We start from the raw sequence: 22,534 nt of genomic DNA, 5'->3' as shown, positions 1-22,534 counted from the left end.
CTCCAGCGGTGACGACCGAACCCGACCGCAAGGGTCGAGCCGTGGCCAGCCCCGGTCGCCTCGACTCGGCGAACGCCGCAGACCGCGATCTGCCCAGTCGCACCGATCCGATGACCGGGGAACTGTCCTCGGTCATCGGTGGTCCGGTCGGAAAGCACGCGCTGATCGGTCGGCAGCGCTGGTTCACCGCACTACGCGTCGTTCTGCTGCTGGCGGTGGTCTTCCTCTGCTTCGGTTGGTTCGCCAAGGCTGCATGTATTCAGCAGGCCCCGGTGGGGCCGGGCGGTGAATTGGGACTCGACTGGAGCGGCAGTCGGCAGTACGTGGCGATGTGTTATTCCGACACCGTGCCGCTCTACGGCGCGGAGCGACTCGACCAAGGCGCGTTCCCGTACAAGAAGTCCTGGGAGGAAACCAAGGCCGACGGGTCCAGCCAGATTCGGTACATGGAGTACCCGGTGCTTGCGGGGCTGTACCAGTACGGCTCGATGGTCGTCGGAAAGGTGTGGAACTCACTGAGTTTCCTGCCGCAAGCGCTGCCGGTCGTCGTGTATTTCAACGTGGTCGCCCTCGGGCTGGCCGTGGCCTGGTTGGTCACCGTCTGGGCCACCGCGATAGCTGCCGGACGCCGCATCTGGGATGCGGCCCTCGTGGCGGCCTCACCGTTGGTGATCGTGCATGGCTTCACAAATTTCGACGCTCTCGCAACGGCTTTCGCGCTCACCGGGCTTCTGGCGTGGGCCAAGAAGCGGCCGGTTCTGGCCGGAATTCTGATCGGTCTCGGCGGTGCCACCAAGCTCTATCCCCTGCTGTTCCTCGGTCCGCTGCTGGTGCTGTGCTGGCGCACCGGAAAAATGCGCGAGTGGGGCATCACCGCATGTTCCGCGATCGGGGCCTGGTTGGCGGTCAATCTGCCTCTCGCACTGCTGTATCCGTCTGGATGGTACGAGTTCTTCCGGCTCAATTCCGAACGCGGAGCCGACCCTGATTCGCTGTACAACGTCGTCACGTCGTTCACCGGGTGGACCGGTTTCGACGGGCCCCTCTACCCCGGCGACAAGCCCTTGGTTCTCAATGCCGTGACGCTCGTGTTGTTCGCCATCGTGTGTGCGCTGATCGCGTACATCGGCACGACGGCACCGACGCGTCCGCGGCTCGCGCAGTTGGTGTTTCTGGTGGTGGCCGGGTTCCTGCTCACCAACAAGGTGTGGAGCCCGCAGTATTCGCTGTGGTTGGTTCCGCTGGCGGTACTGGCCCTGCCCCATCGCCGAATTCTGTTGGCGTGGATGGCGATCGACGCGTTCGTCTGGTTCCCGCGGATGTACTACTACCTGGGGGTGGAGAACAAGGGTCTACCCGAACAGTGGTTCACCGCGACCGTTGTGGTGCGCGACGTCGCCGTGATCGGGTTGTGCGCGTTGATCGTTCGGCAGATCTACCGTCCGGCCGAGGATCTGATTCGAAACGGCAGCGCCGTCGACCCGCTCGGTGGCGTGCTCGACGGCGCTGCAGATCGACCGACAACTACCCGCAAGGTCACATATAGCGCCCGAGCTGTTTGACGGCTTCACCGGCGTGCTTGGCCTGGATGCCGTCGCCGATGGCCTGGAGCTTCCACTCACTGCCCTGGCGGTACACCTTCGCCATCACCAGGCCGGTGAACGGCATGCCGCCCTGCAGGGTGAACCGGGCCAGTTCGGTGTTGGTGGTGTTGTCCACCAGACGGCAGAATGCGTTCGCGACCTGCTCGAACGTCTGACCGCGGTAGGACGTGACCGTGAAGATGATGCCGGTCACGTGCTTGGGCACCCTCGTCAGGTCGACCACGATCACCTCGTCGTCGCCCTCGCCCTCACCGGTGAGGTTGTCGCCCTGGTGCACGATCGAGCCGTCCTTGGCCTTGAGCTGCCCGTAGTAGACGACATCGTTGACGTTGCGGTCGGCGAGCATGATCGCCGACGCGTCCAGGTCGATGTTCGCGGCTCGGCCGCCGCCACCGAAGAATCCGCCCTTCTTCGGAGTGGTCACCGGGTCCCACCCGAGGCCCATGCGGATGACCGTGAGAGCAACCCCGCCGTCCTTGCGGAGGGTGACCTTCTGACCCTTCGTGAGGCTGACGGGCTTGGACTTGGTGAGGCTGACTTCCGGAGCCTCGGTGCGGACCGGGGCGGCCGGTGGTGCCGGCGGCGCAGCGGGTGCCGGCGGCGCAGCGGGTGGCGGTGGAGTGGCGGGAGCGGGAGGAGGTGTCGGCGCGGCAGCGGGTGCGTCGTCCACGGACACACCGTGGTCGGTGACCAGCGCGGCGAACCCGCCGGCGTAGCCCTGCCCGACGGCTCGGACCTTCCAACTACCCTGACGACGGTAGATCTCCAGTGCGATCACGATCGACTCCGAGCTCAAGCCGTCGATCGTGTACTCGTACAACACATTTCCAGCCGTGTCGCTCACGCGTGCAACGGGCGCGGCGGATCGACCGAAGTTGCTCGACGCGTCGTCGAGGGTGATGACCGCGCGGATCTGCTCGATATCGGTGGGAATCGACGCGAGCGATACGGCGAGCCGAGCCGGTCCGCCCTGGCCGGGCTCGAGGCGGACGCCAGGGCCGGTGGGCTGGTTGAAGAACACGAAATCGGCGTCCGTGCGCACCTTTCCGGCGTCGGTGACCATCAGCGCGGACAGGTCCGCGGGTACGGCCAGCGAGATGGAGACGACGACGTCACCGACGGTGAGGGGGCCGTTCTGACCCTTGGACAACGGTTGACCGGCCGGAGCAGACAATGTGATGGACTCTCTCTCGTAGTGCTGGTTACCGTCATCCAATGTACTTGTTCGATTTGTCCGACTGGTGTGGCCGAGCGGACGTCAGATCGGGCGCAGGGTGAACAGGTCGCCGGGTGTGCAGCCGAGAACGCGGCAGACGGCGGTGAGCGTCGAGAATCGGATGGCCTTGGCGCGGTCGTTCTTGAGCACCGACAGATTGACGACGCTGACTCCCGCGAGACGGGAGAGTTCGGCGAGCGTCATGCCGCGGGCGTCGAGAATCTCGCCCAGATGGCAGACGACAAGGTGGTCGACGAACTCTTCGGCCATCAGACCAGGCCCTCGGCATCGCGAGCGAGCTTGGTGCCCTGCCGGAGAACCGCGTAGACGAACTGCAGGACGATCGCGACGATCACGGCCAGCCAGAACGCGCCGAGGCTCCGTGCAGTATCGGTGAGCTCGGTCGTCTCGAGCGCGCCCTGAACAGCATTCGTACTCATCACTCGAAGTGCTCCGGTGATGACCGGGTACAGCACCAGGCAGGCGGCAACCACGGCCAGGTCGATGCTGGCACGGGTGCTGAACGGGGTTTCCTTGATGACATTGTCGAAGAATCGGTACGCGAAGAATATCCCCACCAGGATGAGGATTCCGCCGGCCACGATCTCGCCGTACCTCATGAAGTCGATCATGCCGATGAGTCGCTGGACGTCGCTTTTGGCGACACTGAGCTCGATGGCGTTGCCCGGCTGCAACTGTCCGCCGTACAGGTCGAGCGTTGGAGAGCCCTCCCGAGGCGTGACGGCGGCGCTGACGTAGTCCGAGGAGTGGTATTCCCACAACCTCCTCCCCGACCACACCATTGCTGCAGCCGCGTAGAACGCCATTGCCCATGTGTTGGCTCGTGCCGAGCCCAGTCCGTATGCCATTCCGCCGCCTCCATATCGATAGTCGATAATAACGAATATCGATAACCTATCGAAAATCGATACGGTGTCAAGGGCCGGCCGCCATCACCGCCTCAGCGCGATCGCCACATGCCGTCCGATCTCCGATGCCAGCCCAGCGGTATCGGCAGGCACGATGTCGATCGACTCTGCGGAGCGGACGAGGTAGCGGCCGTCCTGCTCGAAGTCCATCCAGAAGAACGAGACGGCGTCCGTATCGCGTCGGTTGTCGTAGGTCGTCCCGCGCGCGACGATGATTTCGCCCACTGCCGACCGCGGTCGGTCGAAGAACGATCGGAATTGCTCGTCCGCGGTCGCCCCTCGTGTTGCGGTGGACAGGTGGGACCCACCCGACGTGGTTGCGCCCCTGACGTGTTCGAGTCTGGCAGCCGGTCGGCGCCCAGCGACGTCGGCCGGTAGCGATCCGAGGACTCGGGCCGGTGCGCGGGTAGGGCTCGTCAACTCGATCGTGACGGAACCGCCGCAGGAGGCGTCGGGCCCCGGTTGCTGAGTGAGCACAGCGGCCACATCGTGCCGTATCGCTGCGTGCGCGCGTAGGCCGGTGTGCGGGGAATCGGTTGTGTCACTACGGCATTCGACTCGGACGATCGGTTCCACGATGGTCCGTACGGCTGTGCTGAGCTCGTCGTTCATCAGCGCGTCGATCCTCGCCGACGCCTCTTGTCGCAGTTGTCGCAGTTCGTCCACGGTGTCGACGTCCATGGTCACCGCCAGAGGGTACGGCAGTCGGTCTCGTCCGTAGCGGCTACAGAGCATCATGAAGTCGATGCCTTGCAAGGTCCAACTCGTCATTGTCAGCCGCCCAGTACCGGCGGTGCGACCAGGGGCAGGTCACCGATCAGTTCGCTGCCGTTGCTCACGTCGACGAGGTAACCGGGAGTGGCGTGCTCGCCGTCGTTGTCGCCGGCTCCGCGCGCGCCCGCTCCGCCCATGGCACCCATTCCCGGCATGCCGTGCGCTCCCGCGCGGCCGGCCGACGCCGCAGCTGCGCCGCCCGGACCGCCCGCCCCGTTGCTGCCCGCACCGCCGCCGCCCGTCCCGCCGCCGATCGGAGAGCCGAGAACCGAGCCGCCGTAACCCGACCCGGCACCGGAACCTCCGCCGGAACCGCCTCCGTATCCCGCACCGCCGCCGTAGCCCGAACCAGTGGACCCTCCGAAGCCGCTGCCACCGTGCCCTGTTCCGCCGTAGCCGCCGGACCCTGCTCCGGAACTCACACCGCCGCCCGCAGATCCGGGCGCGGCAGATGCGGCACGCGTTTCACCGGAGTTGTCGGCCGGAGGCAGCGAACCCGAACCACCGGACCCGGGCTGCTCCGATGCAGCAGAATCGGTACGACCCGCCCCGGCAGCCTCCGCGCCACCGGCCTGCGTCTGCGCTACCGAATCAGCCCCGCCCTCGGTACCGGAGCCGCCGGGCGAGGTCGACCCGATGCCCCCACCTCCGCCCCCGGCGGAATTGCCGAGTCCCCAGCTGCCGGTGGACACGCCACCGTCGGCGACGGGATTGTGTGCGGCAGGCAGCACCGGGACCTGGGAATCGGACTGCAGCACCCCTGGTACGTAGACCGAGCGCATGATTCGGCGTGCTTCTTCCTGCTGCTCCTCTCGGGCCGACACGGCTTCCTTGGCGGCGAAGGGAACGGGGAGAAGGGCATCGATCATGATGCTGCTTCCGGCCGCAACCACCGGTGGCATCCTCGACTGTGTCTGCGTGAAACCGGAGTGCGCCTCGAGCAATTTGTTGCTGATCAAGCTCATCGAGGTGGACAGCGCGGTCGCGGACGAAACGTAGTTGCCCACACCGCCGCGGACGGCATCGGCCGTCGGTCCCGACCAGCCCGACGTCATGGCCGCCTCGATGCCGGAACGAAAGCCGTCGGATCCGGTGGTTGCGGCAGCGGACAAGTCGTTCCAGTTCTTGGACGAGTTCACGATGGTGGTTGTGCCCAGCGATCCGACCATGGCCACGATCTCCTCGTGCGGCATCACCTCGAACGCCTCGGTGATGACCACTTCGGTCGGCTCGAACTCGCCGCGGTAGTCGAGGGCCACGTTCGCCTTCTCGAATGCCGCGTCCAGAACGGAGTCGAGAAATTCGGGACCCACCGGCGTCACGAACGTACTGCTGACGATGTTGTCGATCGTTGCTGCGAGTTCCTCGTACGGATCCGTCATGCCCACCCCTTGCCCTGCGTCTGTCTCCCCGACGACCAGTTAGACGCGGCGCACGGCAGTTCGGTTCCGTAGCCACTCGAGAATTTCCTCGCTGGCCCGGACGCCGGAGGAGTCGGTGACCGTGAGCCCGGGGCGGGCGAAACCCAGCAACTCGAGTTCGCCGTGCCGCGGACGGATCGCGGCGTCGGCAGCGATGAGCATCTCGGCGTCGAGTGCGCCGTCACCTGCGGCGAAGACTCGGGCATCGGCGTCGAGCGTGCCGTCCTGAACGAGCCTGGAACGAACCTCGGCCACCGCGGAGCTCTTGCACACCGCGTTCGGCATCGTGTAGATCTTGCGACCCTGCTGTGAGACGTTCCAGTCGCGAGCGGCGCACCACTGCGACCACTCTGCGACGAACCCGTCGGGCACGGCGGCCGTGTTCACCACCAGGTAGCAGAAGAGGCCGTCGGCCTCGCGGTACTTGAGTACCCAGTCCTCGGAGACCCTCGATCTCAACTCTGCCCCGATGCCCGCCAGATCCAGCTCGAACCCGTTGCGCCAGCTCGAGTCGGGCGTACCGTCGACCAGGATGTTGCCGCCGTTGCTGGTGATGGCGTACCGCCAGGGTGCACCGGGCAGCGCGATCCGCTGAAACTGTTCGATGGTTCGCGTGGTGGTCGGTACCACGACCATGGTCTCGCTCAACTCCCGAAGCAAAGACATCGAGCGAGAGCTCATGTACGACAGTGGTTTTCCCTCGTACATCTCCACGCACTCGAACGTATCGTCCAGGGGCACACCGAGTGCGCCCTCGGAGAAGATCATCGTGCGATCGAGATCCACAGCGACGAGGGCACTCACGACGCCTCTCCGCTCGAGACGTTCTTGATCAGCCCCATGCACGAGTACGCGAGATCGGGAACCACGTCCACCGGCACTCCCCTGGCCGCGGCGAGCATCCGAATGTGTTCGTGCTCGGGCGCTTCGGCATCCCGCACCAGCACCCGCCACGGGACTCGGCGCAGCAGCACCCGCGTGGTCTCGCCGACTCCGGGTTTGACGAAATTGACGTGCGAGATTCCGTACTCCGCGCGGACCCTCTCGACCGACGCCCATCCCGACCAGGTGGGGGTGCGGTCGGAGGCGAGCACGGCGGTCACCGAGGCGGCGACCTCGTCGCGGACATCGTCGAATCGCGCAGCGACGGTGTCGAGCAGGTGACGCGAGACGTCGTCGGGTGCGAGATCCGCGTAGTACTTGGCACCGTGGAAGTCTCCGGGACGAATCAGGCTGTCGTTGAGCACTGTTCGCGATACCAATCCCGATACGGTCGAATTGAGGCAGGCCGACGCGATGAGGAAGTCGTCTCTGGTCCCGTAGGTGCGAGCGCAGTTGCCCGGATCGGCGAGCACGGCCAGATCGTCGTCGAACTCGGCCCCGGGAAAATCCCGTAATGCAGCGGTGAGTTCGCGGGCGATCGCACCCTTGCCGGTCCAGCCGTCGACGAACACCACCGAGCGTGAGTCGTGATGCTCTGCGAGGTAGCGCAGTGCCACGGCGTCGATGCCCCGATCGCGCACGATCGACACCGCATAGTGCGGAATCTCGATGCCGTGCGCCGCGAATGCCCAGCGGCGCATCAGGATACCGACGGGTGTGCCTGCTCGAGCCAGGGACGCGAGGACGATCCCGCGTCCGCGCTCGGCCAGCACGACCTCGGTGACGGTTCCCACGGCGACCGCCAGCCGAGACGCGCTCTCCTGCAGTACCTTCTCGAACAGTTCGCGGTAGGCGAGGTCGGGTTGATATTCGACCGGGAGCGTCTCTGCATAATGTGCCTCACCGGCCTGGATACGCTTCTCCCGCTCCTCGATTCCTGCTTCGAGTGAGACGGACGAAAGGTCCTTGAGTAACCAGGTGACTTCTTCCGCTGCGTACGAACCGAATTCGGGTCCGCGGAGCGGACGTGCCCGCCGAGCCATCTCGAGCGCCACCGGATCGGCCCCCGTCACGACCACCAGGAGTACGTCGATGCCCGACGCAGCAAGGGTCCGGGCTGCCGCCGTGAGGTTCTCGGTGTCTGCGGGGGCGTCGGCCACGAGCACCAGCGTGGCGTCGTGTGGGGCGGACGCGTTGTAGAGATAGCGCAGTCCCGATTCGTCCTCGGGCGCAGCGAATTCGAAGCCGCGGCGCAGCGGATAACCCTCCATGTCGAGTACGTATGCGGGCGATCGTGTCGTGGTCTGGAACAGCGCACGGTGTCCCCGCTTCTGCAGCGCCGCCGCCAGTCGGAGCGGCAGGTACATGAGCTCTTCGTGGCCGATGACGACCACCGATCCTGCTTCGGGGAGCGAGGCATCGACGCTGCCTGCGAGAACATCGATCGCAGAGTCGAAGCCCGTCGTGTCGGACCGGAGGAATCCGTGGCGTCCGCCGTCGGGCAAGGTCGACGGCCATTGGGCGTCGACGCGGCGCACCGTACCGGACTGTGTAGCAATGGGATTGAATACCGGGTCGGGCAGGGCGAGCACCGTCTCCACCAGACCCGGCTCCAGGTCCACCGACCCCTGGGCCAGGCTCACGTTGTCGATCCGAACGCCGAGTTCTGTTGCCACCGCGGCAGCTGCCGCCAGATGCTCGTCGGTGCGCATGTCGACCAAGGACGCGATGACGTAGTGCGTGCGCTCGGCCGAGGAGTGAATCTGCCGCAGCGCGTCCAGTGCGGTCGCTCCGGTCGAGATCTCGTCGTCGACGAGAATCAACGGCAGGTCGCCGGCGAGGAGATCGGCCGAGGTGGGCATCAGCAGGTGGTCGGTGGCGTGCGAATGGCCCTCCTCGAACTCCCCGTGCACGGTCATGCCGGGAACGGTTCGACGCGTCGAGTGCAGGTAGCAGTGCGCGCCCAGAGCAGTCGCGACCGTGTGGCCCAATCCCGTTGCGGTTTCGGCGAATCCGAGAACGTCGACATCGGCACCCTCGACCGCGGTGCGCACCAGGGCGGCCAGTTCGCTGCCGGCCGCGATGACGACGTCCGGATCCACGGGTATGTGTTTGCCGAGCACGGTCGAGACCAACAGGTGGGCGCGGCGGGGGTTGCGCCGCAGACCGGGCCGCACCAACTGTGTCGCCGTCCACGACGAGGACGAACCGGTGTCGGTCAGAGCAATCCCGTCAGCCGGGTTCGCGTTCATCGCTGTGCCAATGCGGTCAGCAGGTCCACGAACGTGATTCCTTCGTTGGTGACTCCGAATGCCTTGGATCGCAACACCGTCTGCTTCGCCCAATTACGGTGCGGACCCAGCTCGTTCATCTTGTTGCGGTAGCCGGACGCCTGCACGCCACCCTGGTCCGAGGAGAGAATGTCGAGTGCGTCGTGATACTCCTCGTGCGTCACCGCGGACAGCGCATGCACAGCAGGCACGTGCGAGGGATGAATGACGGTCTTTCCCTGGATGCCGTTGGCTCGGTCGAGGGCCACCTCGCGCAGCAGGGCGTCGAGGTCGCTGCTGACCAGCTGCTGGCGGAAGCGCACAGCCTCTTGGTCGACGAACGGCGTCTGTCGCAGCAGGGGACGGAACATGCGCTCGTGGTCTGCGAAGTACTCCCACACGGGTCCGCTGATGACGAATCCGGACCCGTCGTACCGGCCCAGGTGGTTGACGATGGCGCTGATGACATCGGCGACGACGCGGACGTCGTAGATCGTCAGGTCGCGGTCGCGGCGGATACCGAATGTGCCGCACATGTCGGTGGCACCGATGCGCACGGCCAGCACGATCTCGCGGTAGCGGCCGAGGAGTTCACGAATGGCGACCAGTTCCGAGTCACGTGTCTCCCGGTGCACAACCTCCGGTGATTCGAGAACGGGCATGGCGAACAGGCGCGTGCCGTGTGCGTGCGACGCGGCGACGATCTCGTCGAGGAACTCGGCTCCGCGTGCGGCCGTGAACTTCGGTACGACGAATCCGGCGAGTCCGGTGGCACCGTGGTCGAGGGAGGCGCAGATGCTCCGGATGTGCTCGGCGGTGCGAGCCCGGACGAACACCAGCGATCTCGAACCCGAGAGTTCGTTGAGAGTTCGCACGGTGTTGGCCAGTGCTTCTTCCAGATCATGGTCCGCTACAGCGTCTTCGAGATCGATGACGATGGACCGCACGCCCTCGTCGGTGCGTTTGTTCACCGTCGCAGTCAGGTCGGGGCGTGTCGCCGGAATATACAGCGTTGCCCCGAGAGCTGTTGCCACGAGGCTGTTTCCGTCGCTCGTCTCGATGTCTTCGGGCTGCATGAAGAACACTCGTTCACGGGTGTCTGCGTCGAGATGGCGAAAGTGTTGCACCACTGTCCTTCGTGTGAATGTGATCAGTGCGAGTTGCGCATGCGGTCGATAACGCCTGCGATGAAGTCCGAAATGGTATCCAGATCCTGCAGGTATGACCAGTAGTCGGGGTGGGTACCCGTCAGCGCGGTGCTCGCCCTGTCGATCCGGGCGAGCTGAGCATCCAACACCGAGCCCCATTCGGCAACCAGACCGCGATTGATCGCGAGTTGTTGAGCGTCACGAAGTTTGAACCGCACTTTGTTCTCGGTCTCCTTCGGATCCGCCTTGACCGCTCTGAGGAGATGCACGCGGTCGGTGACAGCGTCGACGAGTTGTTCGGCATCGCTCAGGTGTTGGCGAGCCTGAGTGACCAGATCCAGCGACTGCTCCGGATTGCCTGCGTCGAGTGCAGACCTCGCCGCGCGCAGATCCTCGTCCGCCTGCTCGATGTGGCGCGCACTCGACCGTTCGTTTCGTGACAGGTCTGCCGAGCTCTTGGCGTTGAACTCGCGGAGCAAGCTCGAGAAAGCGGGAGCGATGCCCTCGGATCTCGTTCGTACGGCTTCCATTCGGGTGCGCACCGACGCCAGCGCCGTTCGGGCTTCCTGGAGACGTCCCGGTGCAGACTCGACGGCCGCACGCAGTTCGGCAGCCCGGTCGCGGACGAGGGCCGCGTGCTCTCGGGCGCGCAGAGGGTCACGCTGATCGGCCTGCAATTGCGTTGTTGCCGAATCGAGTTCGCGCCATGCCTGGCGAAGCGATGGATACGCGACAAACTGTTCGTCGACTGTGGATCGAGCTGCGTCGGCCTCGGCCAGTGCGTCCTGGACCAGACGCGGGGTAGCTGCGAACTGAGCGGACGCTTGCTCGAGGGTGGCTCGATGGGCGTCGTAGAACCGATCCACGGCCGCGCTCGCGTCGTACAGCAGCGCGGTCGCGCGGTCGAATGCCGATCTGGCAGCGGCCGTGGTGATTCCGTCGAACTGATCGACGGCGGCGAGATACGCGGCTCCAGCGTCGAAACATTGCTTCTCGGTGTCGGCCCATCGGCCGGCGAGTCGATCCTGCGGCCGCAGAGCGGTGGTGGCCTCGACGCCTGCCGAGGCGATGGACTGGCGCTTGTCCATATCGAGGAAAGCGGCGACAGCGTTGTCCTGGGAACGACGCGCGGCGGCGTCCGATTCGGCACCTCGGCGGAACACCCCAGGCCAGCGACTTGTCACCTGCTCGATAGTACTGACGGGAACCCTGGCGATGTCGGACTCGTTGGCAGAGTACGTCCAAGAACCGGACATTCCCACTACGGTTGAACCCGTAACGGGAAACCAATTGCGAAAGGACCTCTCCATGGGCGTCAGCCTCAGCAAGGGTGGCAATGTCTCGCTCACCAAGGCAGCTCCGAACCTGACCGCGGTCGTGGTCGGACTCGGATGGGACATCCGCACGACGACCGGCACCGACTTCGACCTCGACGCCAGCGCCATCGCTCTGAACTCGACGAAGAAGGCCCTGAGCGACGGGCATTTCGTGTTCTTCAACAACCTGAAGTCTCCCGACGGCTCGATCGAGCACACCGGAGACAACACCACGGGTGAGGGCGAAGGCGACGACGAGCAGATCAAGGTCGATCTCGCCGCGGTGCCGCCGGAGATCGAGACCATCGTCTTCCCCGTCTCGATCTACGACGCGGACGCACGCTCGCAGTCGTTCGGACAGGTGCGCAACGCCTTCATCCGCGTGGTGAACCAGGCCGACAATTCCGAGCTCGCTCGCTACGACCTCAGCGAGGATGCCTCCACCGAGACCGCTATGGTCTTCGGTGAGCTGTACCGCAACGGCGCGGAGTGGAAGTTCCGCGCGGTCGGTCAGGGCTACGCCTCCGGACTCGCAGGAATCGCTCGCGATTTCGGAGTAAACGTGTAGTAAAGGCCCTCTCAAGATTGGGAGTACCCCCGCCTCGTCATTCATGATGGGCGGGGGTTTTTCCGTCTTCAGTCTCGAGAAAGGCCACGCCAGTGGTTGTCAAGATCTTCGGATGGTCGATCGCGGTCACCATCGTGTCCGTCATCGTGGCTTTCCTGTACGGCGGGATCGAGGCGATGATCCTCGTCCTCATCCTCGGTGTACTCGAGGTGTCGCTGTCCTTCGACAATGCCGTCATCAATGCCACCGTGCTGCGACGCATGAGCGAGTTCTGGCAGAAGATCTTCCTCACCATCGGCATCATCATCGCCGTATTCGGCATGCGGCTGCTGTTCCCACTGGTCATCGTCTGGGCTGCGTCGGGTCTCGGTCCGGTCGCCGCCATCGATCTGGCGCTCAACCCGCCCGCCGACGGTGCCGCGACCTTCCCGGACGGGTCACCCAGCTACGAGACGCTCCTCACCGACGCGCACCCGCAGATCGCTGCATTCGGCGGAATGTTCCTGCTGATGCTCTTCCTCGGCTTCATCTTCGAGGACCGCGAGATCACCTGGCTGAGCTGGCTCGAGAAGCCCCTCGCCCGCATCGGCCGCCTCGACCAGCTCTCCGTGGTCGTCGCAGGCCTGCTGCTGGTCCTGAGCGCCGAATTCCTCGCCGACGACGACAAGATCTCCACCGTCATGGTCTCCGGCGTGCTGGGCATGATCACCTACATCGCGGTCAACGGACTCGGTGAACTCTTCCATGTCGAAGAAGAGGGCGAGGAGTCCTCGCACGGACCGAGCGAACTGGCGAAGGCGACGGGCAAGGCCGGATTCTTCCTGTTCCTCTACCTCGAGGTGCTCGACGCATCCTTCTCGTTCGACGGTGTCATCGGTGCCTTCGCCATCACCGCGGACCCCATCATCATCGCGCTCGGCCTCGGCTTCATCGGTGCGATGTTCGTCCGTTCGATCACGGTGTTCCTGGTCCGCAAGGGAACGTTGTCCGACTACGTGTACCTCGAGCACGGTGCGCACTGGGCGATCGGTGCGTTGTCCATCATCCTTCTGGTCTCGATCGGTGTGCACATCAACGAGCTGATCACCGGCTTCGTGGGGATCCTGTTCATCGGAGCCGCCCTGCTGAGCAGCATCCGACGCAACAAGCGGCTGGAGAACGAGGGCGTCGAGACCGCAGTCAGCGTCTGACGGACGGGCTCACAGCTCCGAGATGTCGACGAGCCCGTCCTGCAGGGCTCGCGCGACCAACCCGGCTTTGGTGGGTGCCGGTCGCCCGACCGAGGTGTACTTGGCCCGAATTCGGGTGAGATGGGTATTGACGGTGCCGAGCGAGAGAAACAGTGTTTTCGCCACCTCGGTCTTGGAGTCATGCCTGATCCAGCAGAGCAACACCTCGATCTCCCGGCTCGTCAGATCCGGTCGAGGCGGAAAAGGGCTCGCGGCGGCAGACACGGGGTGCAGCTGCACAGGGGGCGGGACCAGACTCATGGACCCGCGAGTACGCAGCGGTGCCGGGACGGCCGAGTCGTTCGCGTGGGGCAAGGGTTCCAGTAGTGCAGACATCGAATCTCCCGAACGCCGAAGTGAGTTGAGACCAACTAAACCAACATGAGCGATTCTCACAGGTAAAGCACGGCTTTTCTGCCCTGATTTTCAGGGGCATTGAAACGTCAACCGTTTCGTGAGCGTGTCACGGGGCTACGACAGACTGTCGACCGTCGGCATCGACCTCGATTCGTACGTCCTCGCTCGAGTCGCTGACCAGTATGGATGCGACCTTCGCTCGGCCGGGTGGCAGTATCCGAGCGGTTACCACTCCGCCGACCGCACCTCTCAGGGCATCGGACACGGCAGCGCTCACCCGCTCCGAAATTGTGGGATGAACCACAGCGAGCCCGCCGTCGTCGAGCAAAACCACCTGTACTCCCCGTGCCCGAGCGGCCCGCGCTTGCGCGGCGACGTCGTCGGTCATCAGTCCGGGTGCACGCAGCCGATCCCGCAGAGTGGCCTCGAGCAGTCCGCAGGCCTGACGCTCCGCGGTATCGAGGACGGACCCGCTCGCGATCTTCTCCAGCAGGGGCCGGGCGAGAACGTCCAACTGCTCCAGTTGGCGATCTCGCTCTTCGAGGCCGGCCGACGTCGCAGCATCCTCTGCGGCGCGGCGACGAGACTGGGCACGGAGCTCGAAGACCGCCGCGGCCGTGGATCGAAAGGTCAACGCGAAGAACGTTGCCATCACCAGAGGCGCGAAGCTGATGACGGACATGGCAACGCCTGCCATCGCGCCCTGTTCGGTGGCCGCTGCCCAGACGGCACACACTGCGACCACGGCCACCATCGCCGCCCACCCGAGGGCGGTTCGTCCTCGCACAGTGACGAACCCGCACAGGGCGACCGCGGCACTGAGCGGCCACGTCTGCAGTCCGTTCGCCACCGGAACCGGAACCTGCGACAGCACGACGGCGGTGGCCACCGGAGCCGCCGCGCTGATGGCCGCCGCCCACCCTGCACCGAGTGGATCGCCCGGCACGGCCACCAGCGCGAACGCTGCGAACGACACCAGGATTACCGCCGCCTGCACCACCCAGACGCTGTGTACGCCGTCCGACGCCGTGAAGTTCATCAGCGAGTAAGTTCCGAGGAAGGTCGCGGCCACGCCGTATGCGCTGGTGGTGTTCATCCCGAGAAACGCCCGGACGTCGCGATCGCCGTCGGAGGAGTCGGTCATGTCGTATCTCCCGGGTCTCGGTAGGTCAGCGTGACCGTGGTACCGCTCCCCGGCTCGGACGTCACCTCGGCCGATCCGCCCGGCACTTGACGCATGCGCCCGCGGATGCTGACAGCAAGCCCGAGCCGGTGCGGTGCGACGGACCCGGGATCGAAGCCGCATCCGTCGTCGCGGACGTCGATGCGCACCGAATCGGTGGCGACGCGAACGTGCACCTCGCGCTCGGCACGGTCACCCGCGTGGCGCACGCTGTTGCGCAGTGCCTCGGCGGCGCTCGCCGACAGAGCGCGCACCGCGTCCATCGGCACCGTCGTGTCCACGGATACAGCGGCGGTGCCGGCATCTATGACGACGTGGTCGTCGACTTCGGACAGCGCCGAGCGGAGGTAGGCGAGGAAACTCTCGGGTCCGACGCGTTCGGTCGAGGCGATGCCGGACCGCAATCGGTCCAGCCGGGCCGATGCCGTACTCGATTGCGCGGTCAGCGCCGGACTGTTTCCCGCGCGCGCGGCCGAGAGCAGCGTCGACATGACGTCGTCGTGGATCAGGGCGTCGAACCGTTCTCGCTCCACCGATCTCGCGGCACTCGCTGCCGCAGTTGCGGCCTGATACTCGGCGGCAACTCGCGTCGTGTCCAGCAGGCGACCGGTGCGCACCACCAAAGTGACTGTGACAGTGAAGAGCCCACAGAACATGACGCCGAAGACGATGTCCGAGAACAGTGGAACGTTGCCATGGTCGACTCGGCTGTAGTAGTTGACAACCTGTCCGAACGACGCGACGAGAACCAGGTACGTGAAGATTGCGCGATTCGACCATGCGATTGCCGTGGTGACCGAGATGAGGCCGGGAAACACTGCGATCCAGGCAGATTCGGTCAGTTCGAGCAGCGGTCCATCGAAGGCGGGAAGCCACAGCACCTGACCGCTCAGGTATGCGACTGCCATCGCGGTGACGAGTGTCCGGATGCGTCGCATGCTCCATCGAAACGACGCGAACGACAGCCCGAGCGCGGGGCCGAAGATCGCACACACGAACAGTGGCGTGTACCAAGGCTGCAGGCGACCGAACTGCGACAGAATCTGCGGCGCAAGCAAGGCCAGGTAGGCGAATGCACCGGCACTGGCGAAGCGGGCCATGTAGCGCGCGAGGCGTTCCTCGGCGCTCGGACCGTGCATCAGTCCTGCGGAGGTAGTTCGGGCATCGGGAGCCACCCGTCCTCGACCGCTCGCTTGTACAGATCGGTCTTCGTCGGTGCCGGACGCCCGGCCTCGGCGTATTTGTTGCGGATACGCACCAGGTAATCGTTGACCGTCTGTTCGGACAGGCCGGCCAGGCGGGCAACGCGTCCGGCTTTCTCACCCGACGCGTAGAGGGCGAGTACCTCGCGTTGGCGGGGGCTCAGGCCGACGTCGGGAAGTTGCGGATCCCCGTCGATCGCGGCAGCCCAGTCCGTCGTGACGACCTGCCCTCCACTCGCTGCGCGCCTGATGGCGGACACGATCGCGGCCGCAGGTGCGGACTTTCGCACCACACCGAGTACGCCTGCACGGGCTGCCGAGCGAACGAGAAATGCGTTCTCGGCACCGGTGTACACCAGTACGCGCGCACCGGCGGCGTGCAGTTGCTCCACATTCGAGCGGGGCGACGACCCGTCACCCAGACGAAGATCGAGGACCACCAGATCGAGTGCCTGCTGCTGGGCGAGCAACTCCGCCACGGTGGTGGCGATCGACACCAGGTCGAGGTCCGGTTCGTCCGCGAGCATGGCCTTGAGTCCGAGCGCGACCGATTCGTGGTCCTCGACCAGGCCGACGCGTCGTACCGCGGTGGTCGGATGCTCGTCGTTACCCTGCGATTGCGACACCTGCGTCATGTCCTCGCCCCGCTCTGCGCCCTACTGCCCCGATGATGTTGTCAGCGATGTCGCTGTCGGTCGGCGAGATGTTACGGACCTGTGGTCGGTTTCGCCGATCGAAGGAACCCGCGGGCCCGTTCGGATGAACAACACGAACAACACGACCAGCAGTAGCGCTCGTCCCCACACTCCGACGAGAACGAAGAACTCCTCGTCGTTGGCATCGGCACCCGAGGCCAACGCGGCGAAGTACTTGAAGACGCCGATTCCCATGGACAGATCGACAAGAAGATAGGCCGCGACGAGTCCCCACGGGACCCGAAGCAGCACCAGGAAGGGCAGCAGCCACAGCGTGTACTGCGGTGAGTGCACCTTGTGCAGCAGCATGAACCCGCACAGCATCGATCCGCTCACCGCGACCCACGGGTACGTGCCGACGACTTTTGCGCGACGCCATCCGAGCCACAGCGCAAGAGCGAACGCGGCGAACACCAGCAGCGGCGACGCGACGTCGACCACATCCTGGAAGGAGGCCTCGGCCTCGGCGTATGCATCGGGAGTCATCTGGTCGCTGATGTAGAAGTGGCGCAGTCCCCAGTACCAGATGGAGTTGGTCGTCAGGTCTGCCTGCCGCAGCGACTGGAACGTGAACGACGCACGCCACCCCTCGTAACCGAGCACTGCGAACGGCAGATTCACCGCCACGACCGTGCCGATCGCGGCACCCGCGACCATCAGGCCGCCGCGAATGTCCCAGCGACCCCGAACGGTGTCGGCCGATTCGCGCCCGTTGACGCCGCCGGTGACCACGTACGCGATCAACGGCAACACGAATGCACCGGGATAGAGCTTGAGACAGAAGCCGATCGCCAGCAGCACAGACGCGAGAATTGCTCTGCGTCGCAGCGACATCGGCAGCGTCATGACGAAGATCGCGCCGACGGCCGCGGCCACGACAGGTAGCTCCCAATTGTGGAAGGCGTACATCACCAAGGGCGGGCCGATCGACCACAGCAGCGCGGACCAGCCGGCCATCCGACCGAGCATCCAGGCGGTGAGAAGCCCGAACGGCGCGAGGATCAACGCCGAGGTCAACAGGAATTGCGCGTCTGTGTGCGCGGGAATGGCACCGAGCCACATCAGCAATCCACTGAGGACGGGGTACTCCACCGTCCCGCCGGTGAGGATTCCGTCGCTGTTGATGGCTCCGTGGATGTACGGGAAGATGTGGTTGTCGATGTCTCGACCGAGCCACAGGAATTGGATGTCGGAGTAGCAGACCGAGGAATCCTTGATGGCGTCGAACACCGTGCTGCGACCGGACTCGTCGAACGGTGCGACCGCGCATCGGGCCTTGTTCAGGTACCCCAGAATCAATCCCACCGCAGCCATCGCGACGACCACGACGACCGTCATCGGATTGGCGCGGACCCCGGATCGCATGGTGCAAGAGTATGACGCGCGAACGCCGGACCGTGTGCCCGACGCGAATTAGCAGGTCAGGGCCCTGTCGTGTATCTTCGAGGGGTTGCTGACGCAACGACCCTCCTGCCACGGATAGTCCGTGGCCGTTTTCACTAGTCCACAGGAGGTGATGAGGTCTTATGCGTCATTACGAATTGATGGTCATTCTCGACCCCAATCTGGACGAGCGCACTGTCGCTCCGTCGCTCGATACGTTCCTCAACGTCGTTCGCAAGGATGGCGGCACCGTCGACAAGGTCGATGTGTGGGGCAAGCGTCGTCTGGCCTACGAAATCCTCAAGCACGCCGAGGGCATCTACGCCGTTGTGAATCTCAACGCCGAGCCTGCCACCGTCAGCGAGCTGGATCGTCAGCTCGGACTCAACGAGTCCGTTCTGCGCACGAAGGTCCTGCGACAGGGCAAGTAATTGTCGTTGCCCGCCTCTAGGCTGGCATCTACAACGCTTACTACTGAAAGAGGAACCATGGCAGGCGAGACCGTCATCACCGTCATCGGAAACTTGACGGCTGATCCAGAACTTCGATTCACCCCCGCCGGTGCGGCTGTTGCCAACTTCACGGTTGCATCCACCCCGCGCACATTCGATCGTCAGACGAACGAATGGAAAGACGGCGACGCGCTCTTCATGCGCTGCAACATCTGGCGCGAGGCAGCGGAGAACGTTGCCGAGAGCTTGACCCGAGGCTCGCGAGTGATCGTGAGTGGACGGCTGCGGCAGCGCTCGTACGAGACGCGTGAAGGTGAGAAGCGGACAGTCGTCGAGCTCGAAGTCGACGAGATCGGACCTTCACTTCGCTACGCCACCGCAAAGGTCAACAAGGCCAACCGCGGTGGAGGTGGCGGCGGAGGCGGCTTCAACTCCGGCTCCGGCTCCGGTTCCTCCGGCGGATCGGGCGGCGGCCGCTCGAACTCCTCGTCCAACTCCGGTTCCGGTGGAGACGATCCCTGGGGCAGTGCCCCGGCGGCGTCGGGCTCCTTCGGCGGACGTGGCGGAGACGAAGAGCCACCGTTCTAGATCCTTCGATCGAGAACAACCAGATGTAACGGAGAAAGACCCATGCCCAAACCGCCATTGCGCGACAAGGTGCTCAAGAAGAAGGCGTGTTCCTTCTGCAAGGAAAAGAACACGGCGATCGATTACAAGGACACGACGTTGCTGCGTAAGTACGTCAGCGATCGCGGAAAGATCCGCGCTCGCCGTGTCACCGGCAACTGCGTCCAGCATCAGCGTGACGTGGCCGTTGCCGTGAAGAACTCGCGTGAGGTAGCCCTGCTGCCTTACGCCGCGACGGCTCGATAGAAAGGGGCGATTGGTATGAAACTGATCCTCACCGCTGATGTGGACAACCTCGGTGCGCCTGGCGACACCGTAGAGGTCAAGGACGGCTACGGCCGTAACTTCCTGCTGCCCCGCGGACTGGCCATTCAGGCCACCCGTGGAGCTCAGAAGCAGGTCGACGGCATCCGCCGCGCTCAGGAAGCTCGTGCCGTCCGCGGCCTCGAGCACGCCAACGAGCTCAAGCAGGCCATCGAAGGCCTCGAGTCCGTCACGCTGTCCGTGAAGACCGCTGGCGACTCGGGCAAGCTGTTCGGCTCGGTCACCGCGTCGGACGTCGCTTCTGCTCTCAAGGCTGCCGGTGGCCCGGTCGTCGACAAGCGCAGCATCGATCTGCCGAAGGCTCACGTCAAGAGCACGGGTAAGCACGACATCGTCGTGAACCTGCACCCCGACGTGACCGCCAAGTTCAAGCTGGAGGTCGTCGGAAGCTGATTTCAGCTTTCGGCCCGTTTCGGTCGAACAAAGCCCCACGAACCTCGGTTCGTGGGGCTTTTTCGTGTCATCTCACAAAGATCAACTGCCGCAATGGGTTCCGATTTGTGAAGCATCTCTCCTCGGACGTTCGTAAGCAAGGCTTTGCGTATTCTTTGGGTGGGGCGACATCGAAAGTCATCACCACCTGGATCCACCCGACCTGACGCCTAGACGCCCGGAGGAACGCTGCCGTGACCACGACCGTGGAACCCGATTCCGAACCCAGTCCCGAGACCCGACCCGAGCCGCAGTCTCGCGTCGGGTCGATCCTGAAATACGACGTACCCGCCTCGCTGGTCGTTTTCCTTGTTGCAGTACCACTTTCGATCGGAATCGCCGTCGCATCCGGTGCGCCGATCATGGCGGGCCTCATTGCCGCCGTGGTCGGTGGAATTCTCGCCGGCATACTCGGTGGATCCCCGCTGCAGGTGAGTGGTCCGGCAGCCGGCCTGACCGTTGTGGTTGCCGAGCTGGTCAACCAATTCGGTTGGGGCGTAACGTGTGCCATCACGGTTCTGGCCGGAGCGGTGCAAGTCCTGCTGGGTATGAGTCGGATCGCGCGCAGCGCACTGGCCATCTCGCCCGTGGTGGTGCATGCCATGCTTGCCGGAATCGGCATCACCATTGCGCTGCAGCAGATTCACGTGCTGCTCGGAGGCGAGTCCGAGAGTTCTGCCGTGCGGAACCTCCTGGCCATCCCCACCTCCGTCGCGAACGGGCAGTGGCCGTCGATCGTCGTCGGCGGAATCGTCGTCGTGCTGATGTTCGTCTGGCCGCGATTGGCTGGAGTGTCGGGCATGATGGCGAAGGTGACGAAGGTGCCGGCGGCGCTCGTCGCAGTGGTCACCGCGACCGCGGTCTCGATCTTCTTCTCGCTCGATGTCGAACGAATCGAACTGCCCGGCAACCTGATCGAATCGCTGAGCTTCCCGATCATGCCCGACGGGCAGTGGAGCGCTTTCGCGACCGGCGTCATCACGATCGCGTTGATCGCCAGTGTCGAGAGTCTGCTCTCCGCAGTTGCCGTCGACAAGATGCACAGCGGTGAGCGCACCAACTTCGATCGGGAGTTGATGGCTCAGGGCGCAGGAAACATGGCCTCCGGTGCCATCGGCGGCCTGCCGATCACCGGCGTCATCGTGCGCAGTGCGACCAACGTCAAGGTCGGTGCCAAGTCTCGTGCGTCGGCGATTCTGCACGGCGTGTGGATTCTGATCTTCTCGGTGCTGTTCATCTCGATCGTCGAATTGGTGCCGTTCGCGGCACTTGCCGGGTTGCTGGTGATGATCGGCGTTCAGCTGATCAAGTTGGCGGACATCAAGATTGCGAACAAGACCGGGGACATCGCGGTCTACGCGGTCACGGTCATCGGAGTGGTGGCGCTCAACCTGCTCGAGGGCGTACTCATCGGTTTGGCGCTGTCGATCATCCTCGTGCTGCGCCGCGTGGTGTGGGCCAAGGTACGTGCGGAAGAAACGGTCGACGGCACCTGGCGCGTCACCACCGAGGGTTCGTTGAGCTTCCTCGCGCTCCCTCGATTGACACACGTGCTGTCCACCGTTCCCGCAGGCACCGCCGTCACCGTGCACCTGGGGGTGGACTTCCTCGATCACGCCGTGCACGACGCCCTGAACGAGTGGATGCGTCAGCACGAACTCGGCGGCGGCACAGTGAAGGTCGAAGAGGTGGGAACTGCCTCGATGGCGGCTGCCGCCGAGGGTCCGCCCAAGCGCGGATCCGCGACGGTACGCAGCTCGTTGGCGCCATGGCGCGCCTGGCAGCTCAAGGGCGATGTGGCGCAGGAGGATTCGCCTGCTGCGCTGCGGCCGGTATTGAGCGGGGTGGCGGAGTACCACCGCACGCATGCCCCCAACATCCGTCCGCACCTCGAGGGTCTGACCGACAACCAGGATCCGGACACCCTCTTCCTGTGCTGTGTGGACTCGCGAGTCATGCCGAACACGATCACCAGCAGCGGTCCAGGAGATTTGTTCACCGTCCGAAACATGGGCAACCTCGTTCCCGCTCAGGGGCAGGATTGTTCGGTGGAGGCGGCACTGGCGTTCGGTGTCGATCAACTGGGCACCTCGTCGGTGGTGGTGTGTGGCCACTCGGGCTGCGGTGCCATGAAGGCGGTGCTGAACGGGCCGGAGAACGCCGCAGACGCGTCCGTCGCGGAGTGGTTGGGGTACGGGATGGCAAGCCTCGACGCGTACCGCAGCGGGCACGTGGTGGGTCGCCAGGCGGCGGAACTCGGCTTCGGTGAGGCGGATCAACTCGCCATGGTGAACGTGGCGTTGCAATTGCAGACGCTCACGCGTCATCGGGTCGTTGGCCGAGCCAACGCGGAGGGACGGCTGCGAATCACCGGACTGTTCTTCGACATTCCGACGGCACGAGTGCTCCAGATAGGTACCCAGGAGGTCACTGTTCTGGACCCTGCGGCTTGCCCGCAGAAGAGTGACGCCTGACGTCCGAGCGCGTCGTACGAGGGGCCCGATTCCACAGTTGGAATCGGG

The 22,534-nt window shown here is 64.8% G+C and carries 22 protein-coding genes; 8 read left to right on the top strand and 14 right to left on the bottom strand.

Features of this window, described 5'->3' with window-relative positions:
- Positions 1-8: 8 nt before the first annotated feature.
- Complete coding sequence (locus MTX35_RS14370) at positions 9-1,562, top strand: glycosyltransferase family 87 protein (protein ID WP_374230301.1); 1,554 nt, start codon at positions 9-11, stop codon at positions 1,560-1,562.
- Here the strand turns inward: MTX35_RS14370 and MTX35_RS14365 are convergent.
- From MTX35_RS14365 to MTX35_RS14325, 9 genes are all read right to left on the bottom strand, one after another.
- Positions 1,537-2,778 (bottom strand): TerD family protein, encoded by a 1,242-nt coding sequence (locus tag MTX35_RS14365; RefSeq protein ID WP_243595625.1) that lies wholly within the window; start codon positions 2,776-2,778, stop codon positions 1,537-1,539. The two genes, MTX35_RS14370 and MTX35_RS14365, sit on opposite strands and share 26 nt — an antisense overlap.
- 84 nt (positions 2,779-2,862) lie before the next feature.
- Positions 2,863-3,090, bottom strand: a complete 228-nt coding sequence (locus MTX35_RS14360) for a helix-turn-helix transcriptional regulator (protein ID WP_243595624.1) — start codon at positions 3,088-3,090, stop codon at positions 2,863-2,865.
- A complete protein-coding gene (locus MTX35_RS14355) occupies positions 3,090-3,689 on the bottom strand; it encodes a DUF2975 domain-containing protein (protein WP_243595623.1) in 600 nt (199 codons plus the stop codon). Before MTX35_RS14355 ends, MTX35_RS14360 begins: the two co-directional genes overlap by 1 nt.
- An 84-nt stretch (positions 3,690-3,773) precedes the next feature.
- Positions 3,774-4,484 (bottom strand): ESX secretion-associated protein EspG, encoded by a 711-nt coding sequence (locus tag MTX35_RS14350; protein ID WP_279395965.1) that lies wholly within the window; start codon positions 4,482-4,484, stop codon positions 3,774-3,776.
- Positions 4,485-4,522: 38 nt separating this feature from the next.
- The gene (locus MTX35_RS14345) at positions 4,523-5,905 is read right to left on the bottom strand and encodes a hypothetical protein (protein WP_243595740.1); all 1,383 of its coding nucleotides are present in this window, start codon (positions 5,903-5,905) and stop codon (positions 4,523-4,525) included.
- A 39-nt stretch (positions 5,906-5,944) separates the two neighbouring features.
- Positions 5,945-6,748: an HAD family hydrolase gene (locus tag MTX35_RS14340; protein WP_243595622.1), complete on the bottom strand. Its 804-nt coding sequence runs from the start codon at positions 6,746-6,748 to the stop codon at positions 5,945-5,947.
- Positions 6,745-9,078 carry a phosphoribosyltransferase gene (locus tag MTX35_RS14335; protein WP_243595621.1) on the bottom strand — a complete coding sequence of 778 codons (2,334 nt, stop codon included), beginning with the start codon at positions 9,076-9,078 and terminating at the stop codon, positions 6,745-6,747. Before MTX35_RS14335 ends, MTX35_RS14340 begins: the two co-directional genes overlap by 4 nt.
- A complete protein-coding gene (locus MTX35_RS14330; protein ID WP_243595620.1) occupies positions 9,075-10,223 on the bottom strand; it encodes an HpcH/HpaI aldolase/citrate lyase family protein in 1,149 nt (382 codons plus the stop codon). The genes MTX35_RS14335 and MTX35_RS14330 overlap by 4 nt, the downstream gene beginning before the upstream one ends.
- 23 nt (positions 10,224-10,246) lie before the next feature.
- On the bottom strand, positions 10,247-11,332 hold the full coding sequence (locus MTX35_RS14325) for a hypothetical protein (protein ID WP_243595732.1): 1,086 nt from the start codon (positions 11,330-11,332) through the stop codon (positions 10,247-10,249).
- 220 nt (positions 11,333-11,552) lie between these two features.
- Here MTX35_RS14325 and MTX35_RS14320 point away from each other — a divergent pair, with 220 nt between their 5' ends.
- Both MTX35_RS14320 and MTX35_RS14315 read left to right on the top strand, forming a co-directional pair.
- Entirely contained in the window at positions 11,553-12,128 is a 576-nt protein-coding gene (locus MTX35_RS14320; protein ID WP_243595619.1) for a TerD family protein, read from the top strand.
- 92 nt (positions 12,129-12,220) lie between these two features.
- The gene (locus MTX35_RS14315; protein ID WP_243595618.1) at positions 12,221-13,318 is read left to right on the top strand and encodes a DUF475 domain-containing protein; all 1,098 of its coding nucleotides are present in this window, start codon (positions 12,221-12,223) and stop codon (positions 13,316-13,318) included.
- A 9-nt stretch (positions 13,319-13,327) separates the two neighbouring features.
- On the opposite strand, the gene MTX35_RS26295 is transcribed toward MTX35_RS14315, so the two are convergent.
- The 5 genes from MTX35_RS26295 to MTX35_RS14290 all read right to left on the bottom strand — a co-directional run bounded on the left by MTX35_RS26295 (position 13,328) and on the right by MTX35_RS14290 (position 18,159).
- Positions 13,328-13,693, bottom strand: coding sequence for a response regulator transcription factor (locus tag MTX35_RS26295; protein ID WP_374230300.1), 366 nt, complete (start codon positions 13,691-13,693; stop codon positions 13,328-13,330).
- A 127-nt stretch (positions 13,694-13,820) separates the two neighbouring features.
- On the bottom strand, positions 13,821-14,858 hold the full coding sequence (locus MTX35_RS14305; RefSeq protein WP_243595617.1) for a hypothetical protein: 1,038 nt from the start codon (positions 14,856-14,858) through the stop codon (positions 13,821-13,823).
- Positions 14,855-16,036 carry a sensor histidine kinase gene (locus MTX35_RS14300; RefSeq protein WP_243595616.1) on the bottom strand — a complete coding sequence of 394 codons (1,182 nt, stop codon included), beginning with the start codon at positions 16,034-16,036 and terminating at the stop codon, positions 14,855-14,857. Before MTX35_RS14300 ends, MTX35_RS14305 begins: the two co-directional genes overlap by 4 nt.
- Positions 16,036-16,734 carry a response regulator gene (locus tag MTX35_RS14295; protein ID WP_243595615.1) on the bottom strand — a complete coding sequence of 233 codons (699 nt, stop codon included), beginning with the start codon at positions 16,732-16,734 and terminating at the stop codon, positions 16,036-16,038. Before MTX35_RS14295 ends, MTX35_RS14300 begins: the two co-directional genes overlap by 1 nt.
- A gap of 21 nt (positions 16,735-16,755) precedes the next feature.
- Positions 16,756-18,159 (bottom strand): glycosyltransferase family 87 protein, encoded by a 1,404-nt coding sequence (locus MTX35_RS14290; protein WP_243595614.1) that lies wholly within the window; start codon positions 18,157-18,159, stop codon positions 16,756-16,758.
- 161 nt (positions 18,160-18,320) lie between these two features.
- On the opposite strand from MTX35_RS14290, the gene rpsF reads away from it, so the two are divergent.
- The 5 genes from rpsF (at position 18,321) to MTX35_RS14265 (ending at position 22,486) form a co-directional block, all read left to right on the top strand.
- On the top strand, positions 18,321-18,608 hold the full coding sequence (gene rpsF, locus MTX35_RS14285) for a 30S ribosomal protein S6 (protein ID WP_008711385.1): 288 nt from the start codon (positions 18,321-18,323) through the stop codon (positions 18,606-18,608).
- A 57-nt stretch (positions 18,609-18,665) separates the two neighbouring features.
- On the top strand, positions 18,666-19,217 hold the full coding sequence (locus tag MTX35_RS14280) for a single-stranded DNA-binding protein (protein ID WP_037195207.1): 552 nt from the start codon (positions 18,666-18,668) through the stop codon (positions 19,215-19,217).
- A gap of 42 nt (positions 19,218-19,259) precedes the next feature.
- Complete coding sequence (gene rpsR / locus MTX35_RS14275) at positions 19,260-19,502, top strand: 30S ribosomal protein S18 (protein WP_027495080.1); 243 nt, start codon at positions 19,260-19,262, stop codon at positions 19,500-19,502.
- A 15-nt stretch (positions 19,503-19,517) separates the two neighbouring features.
- Entirely contained in the window at positions 19,518-19,973 is a 456-nt protein-coding gene (gene rplI / locus MTX35_RS14270) for a 50S ribosomal protein L9 (RefSeq protein WP_027495081.1), read from the top strand.
- Between the two features lie 233 nt (positions 19,974-20,206).
- Positions 20,207-22,486 carry a bifunctional SulP family inorganic anion transporter/carbonic anhydrase gene (locus tag MTX35_RS14265; RefSeq protein WP_243595613.1) on the top strand — a complete coding sequence of 760 codons (2,280 nt, stop codon included), beginning with the start codon at positions 20,207-20,209 and terminating at the stop codon, positions 22,484-22,486.
- Positions 22,487-22,534 lie beyond the last annotated feature (48 nt).

Origin of the sequence: Rhodococcus sp. ARC_M12 (assembly GCF_022810385.1) — a bacterium.
Classification (GTDB): Bacteria; Actinomycetota; Actinomycetes; order Mycobacteriales; family Mycobacteriaceae; genus Rhodococcoides; species Rhodococcoides navarretei.
The sequence above is the reverse complement of the archived record's forward strand: the minus strand, read 5'-3'. Positions and strand labels throughout refer to the sequence as shown.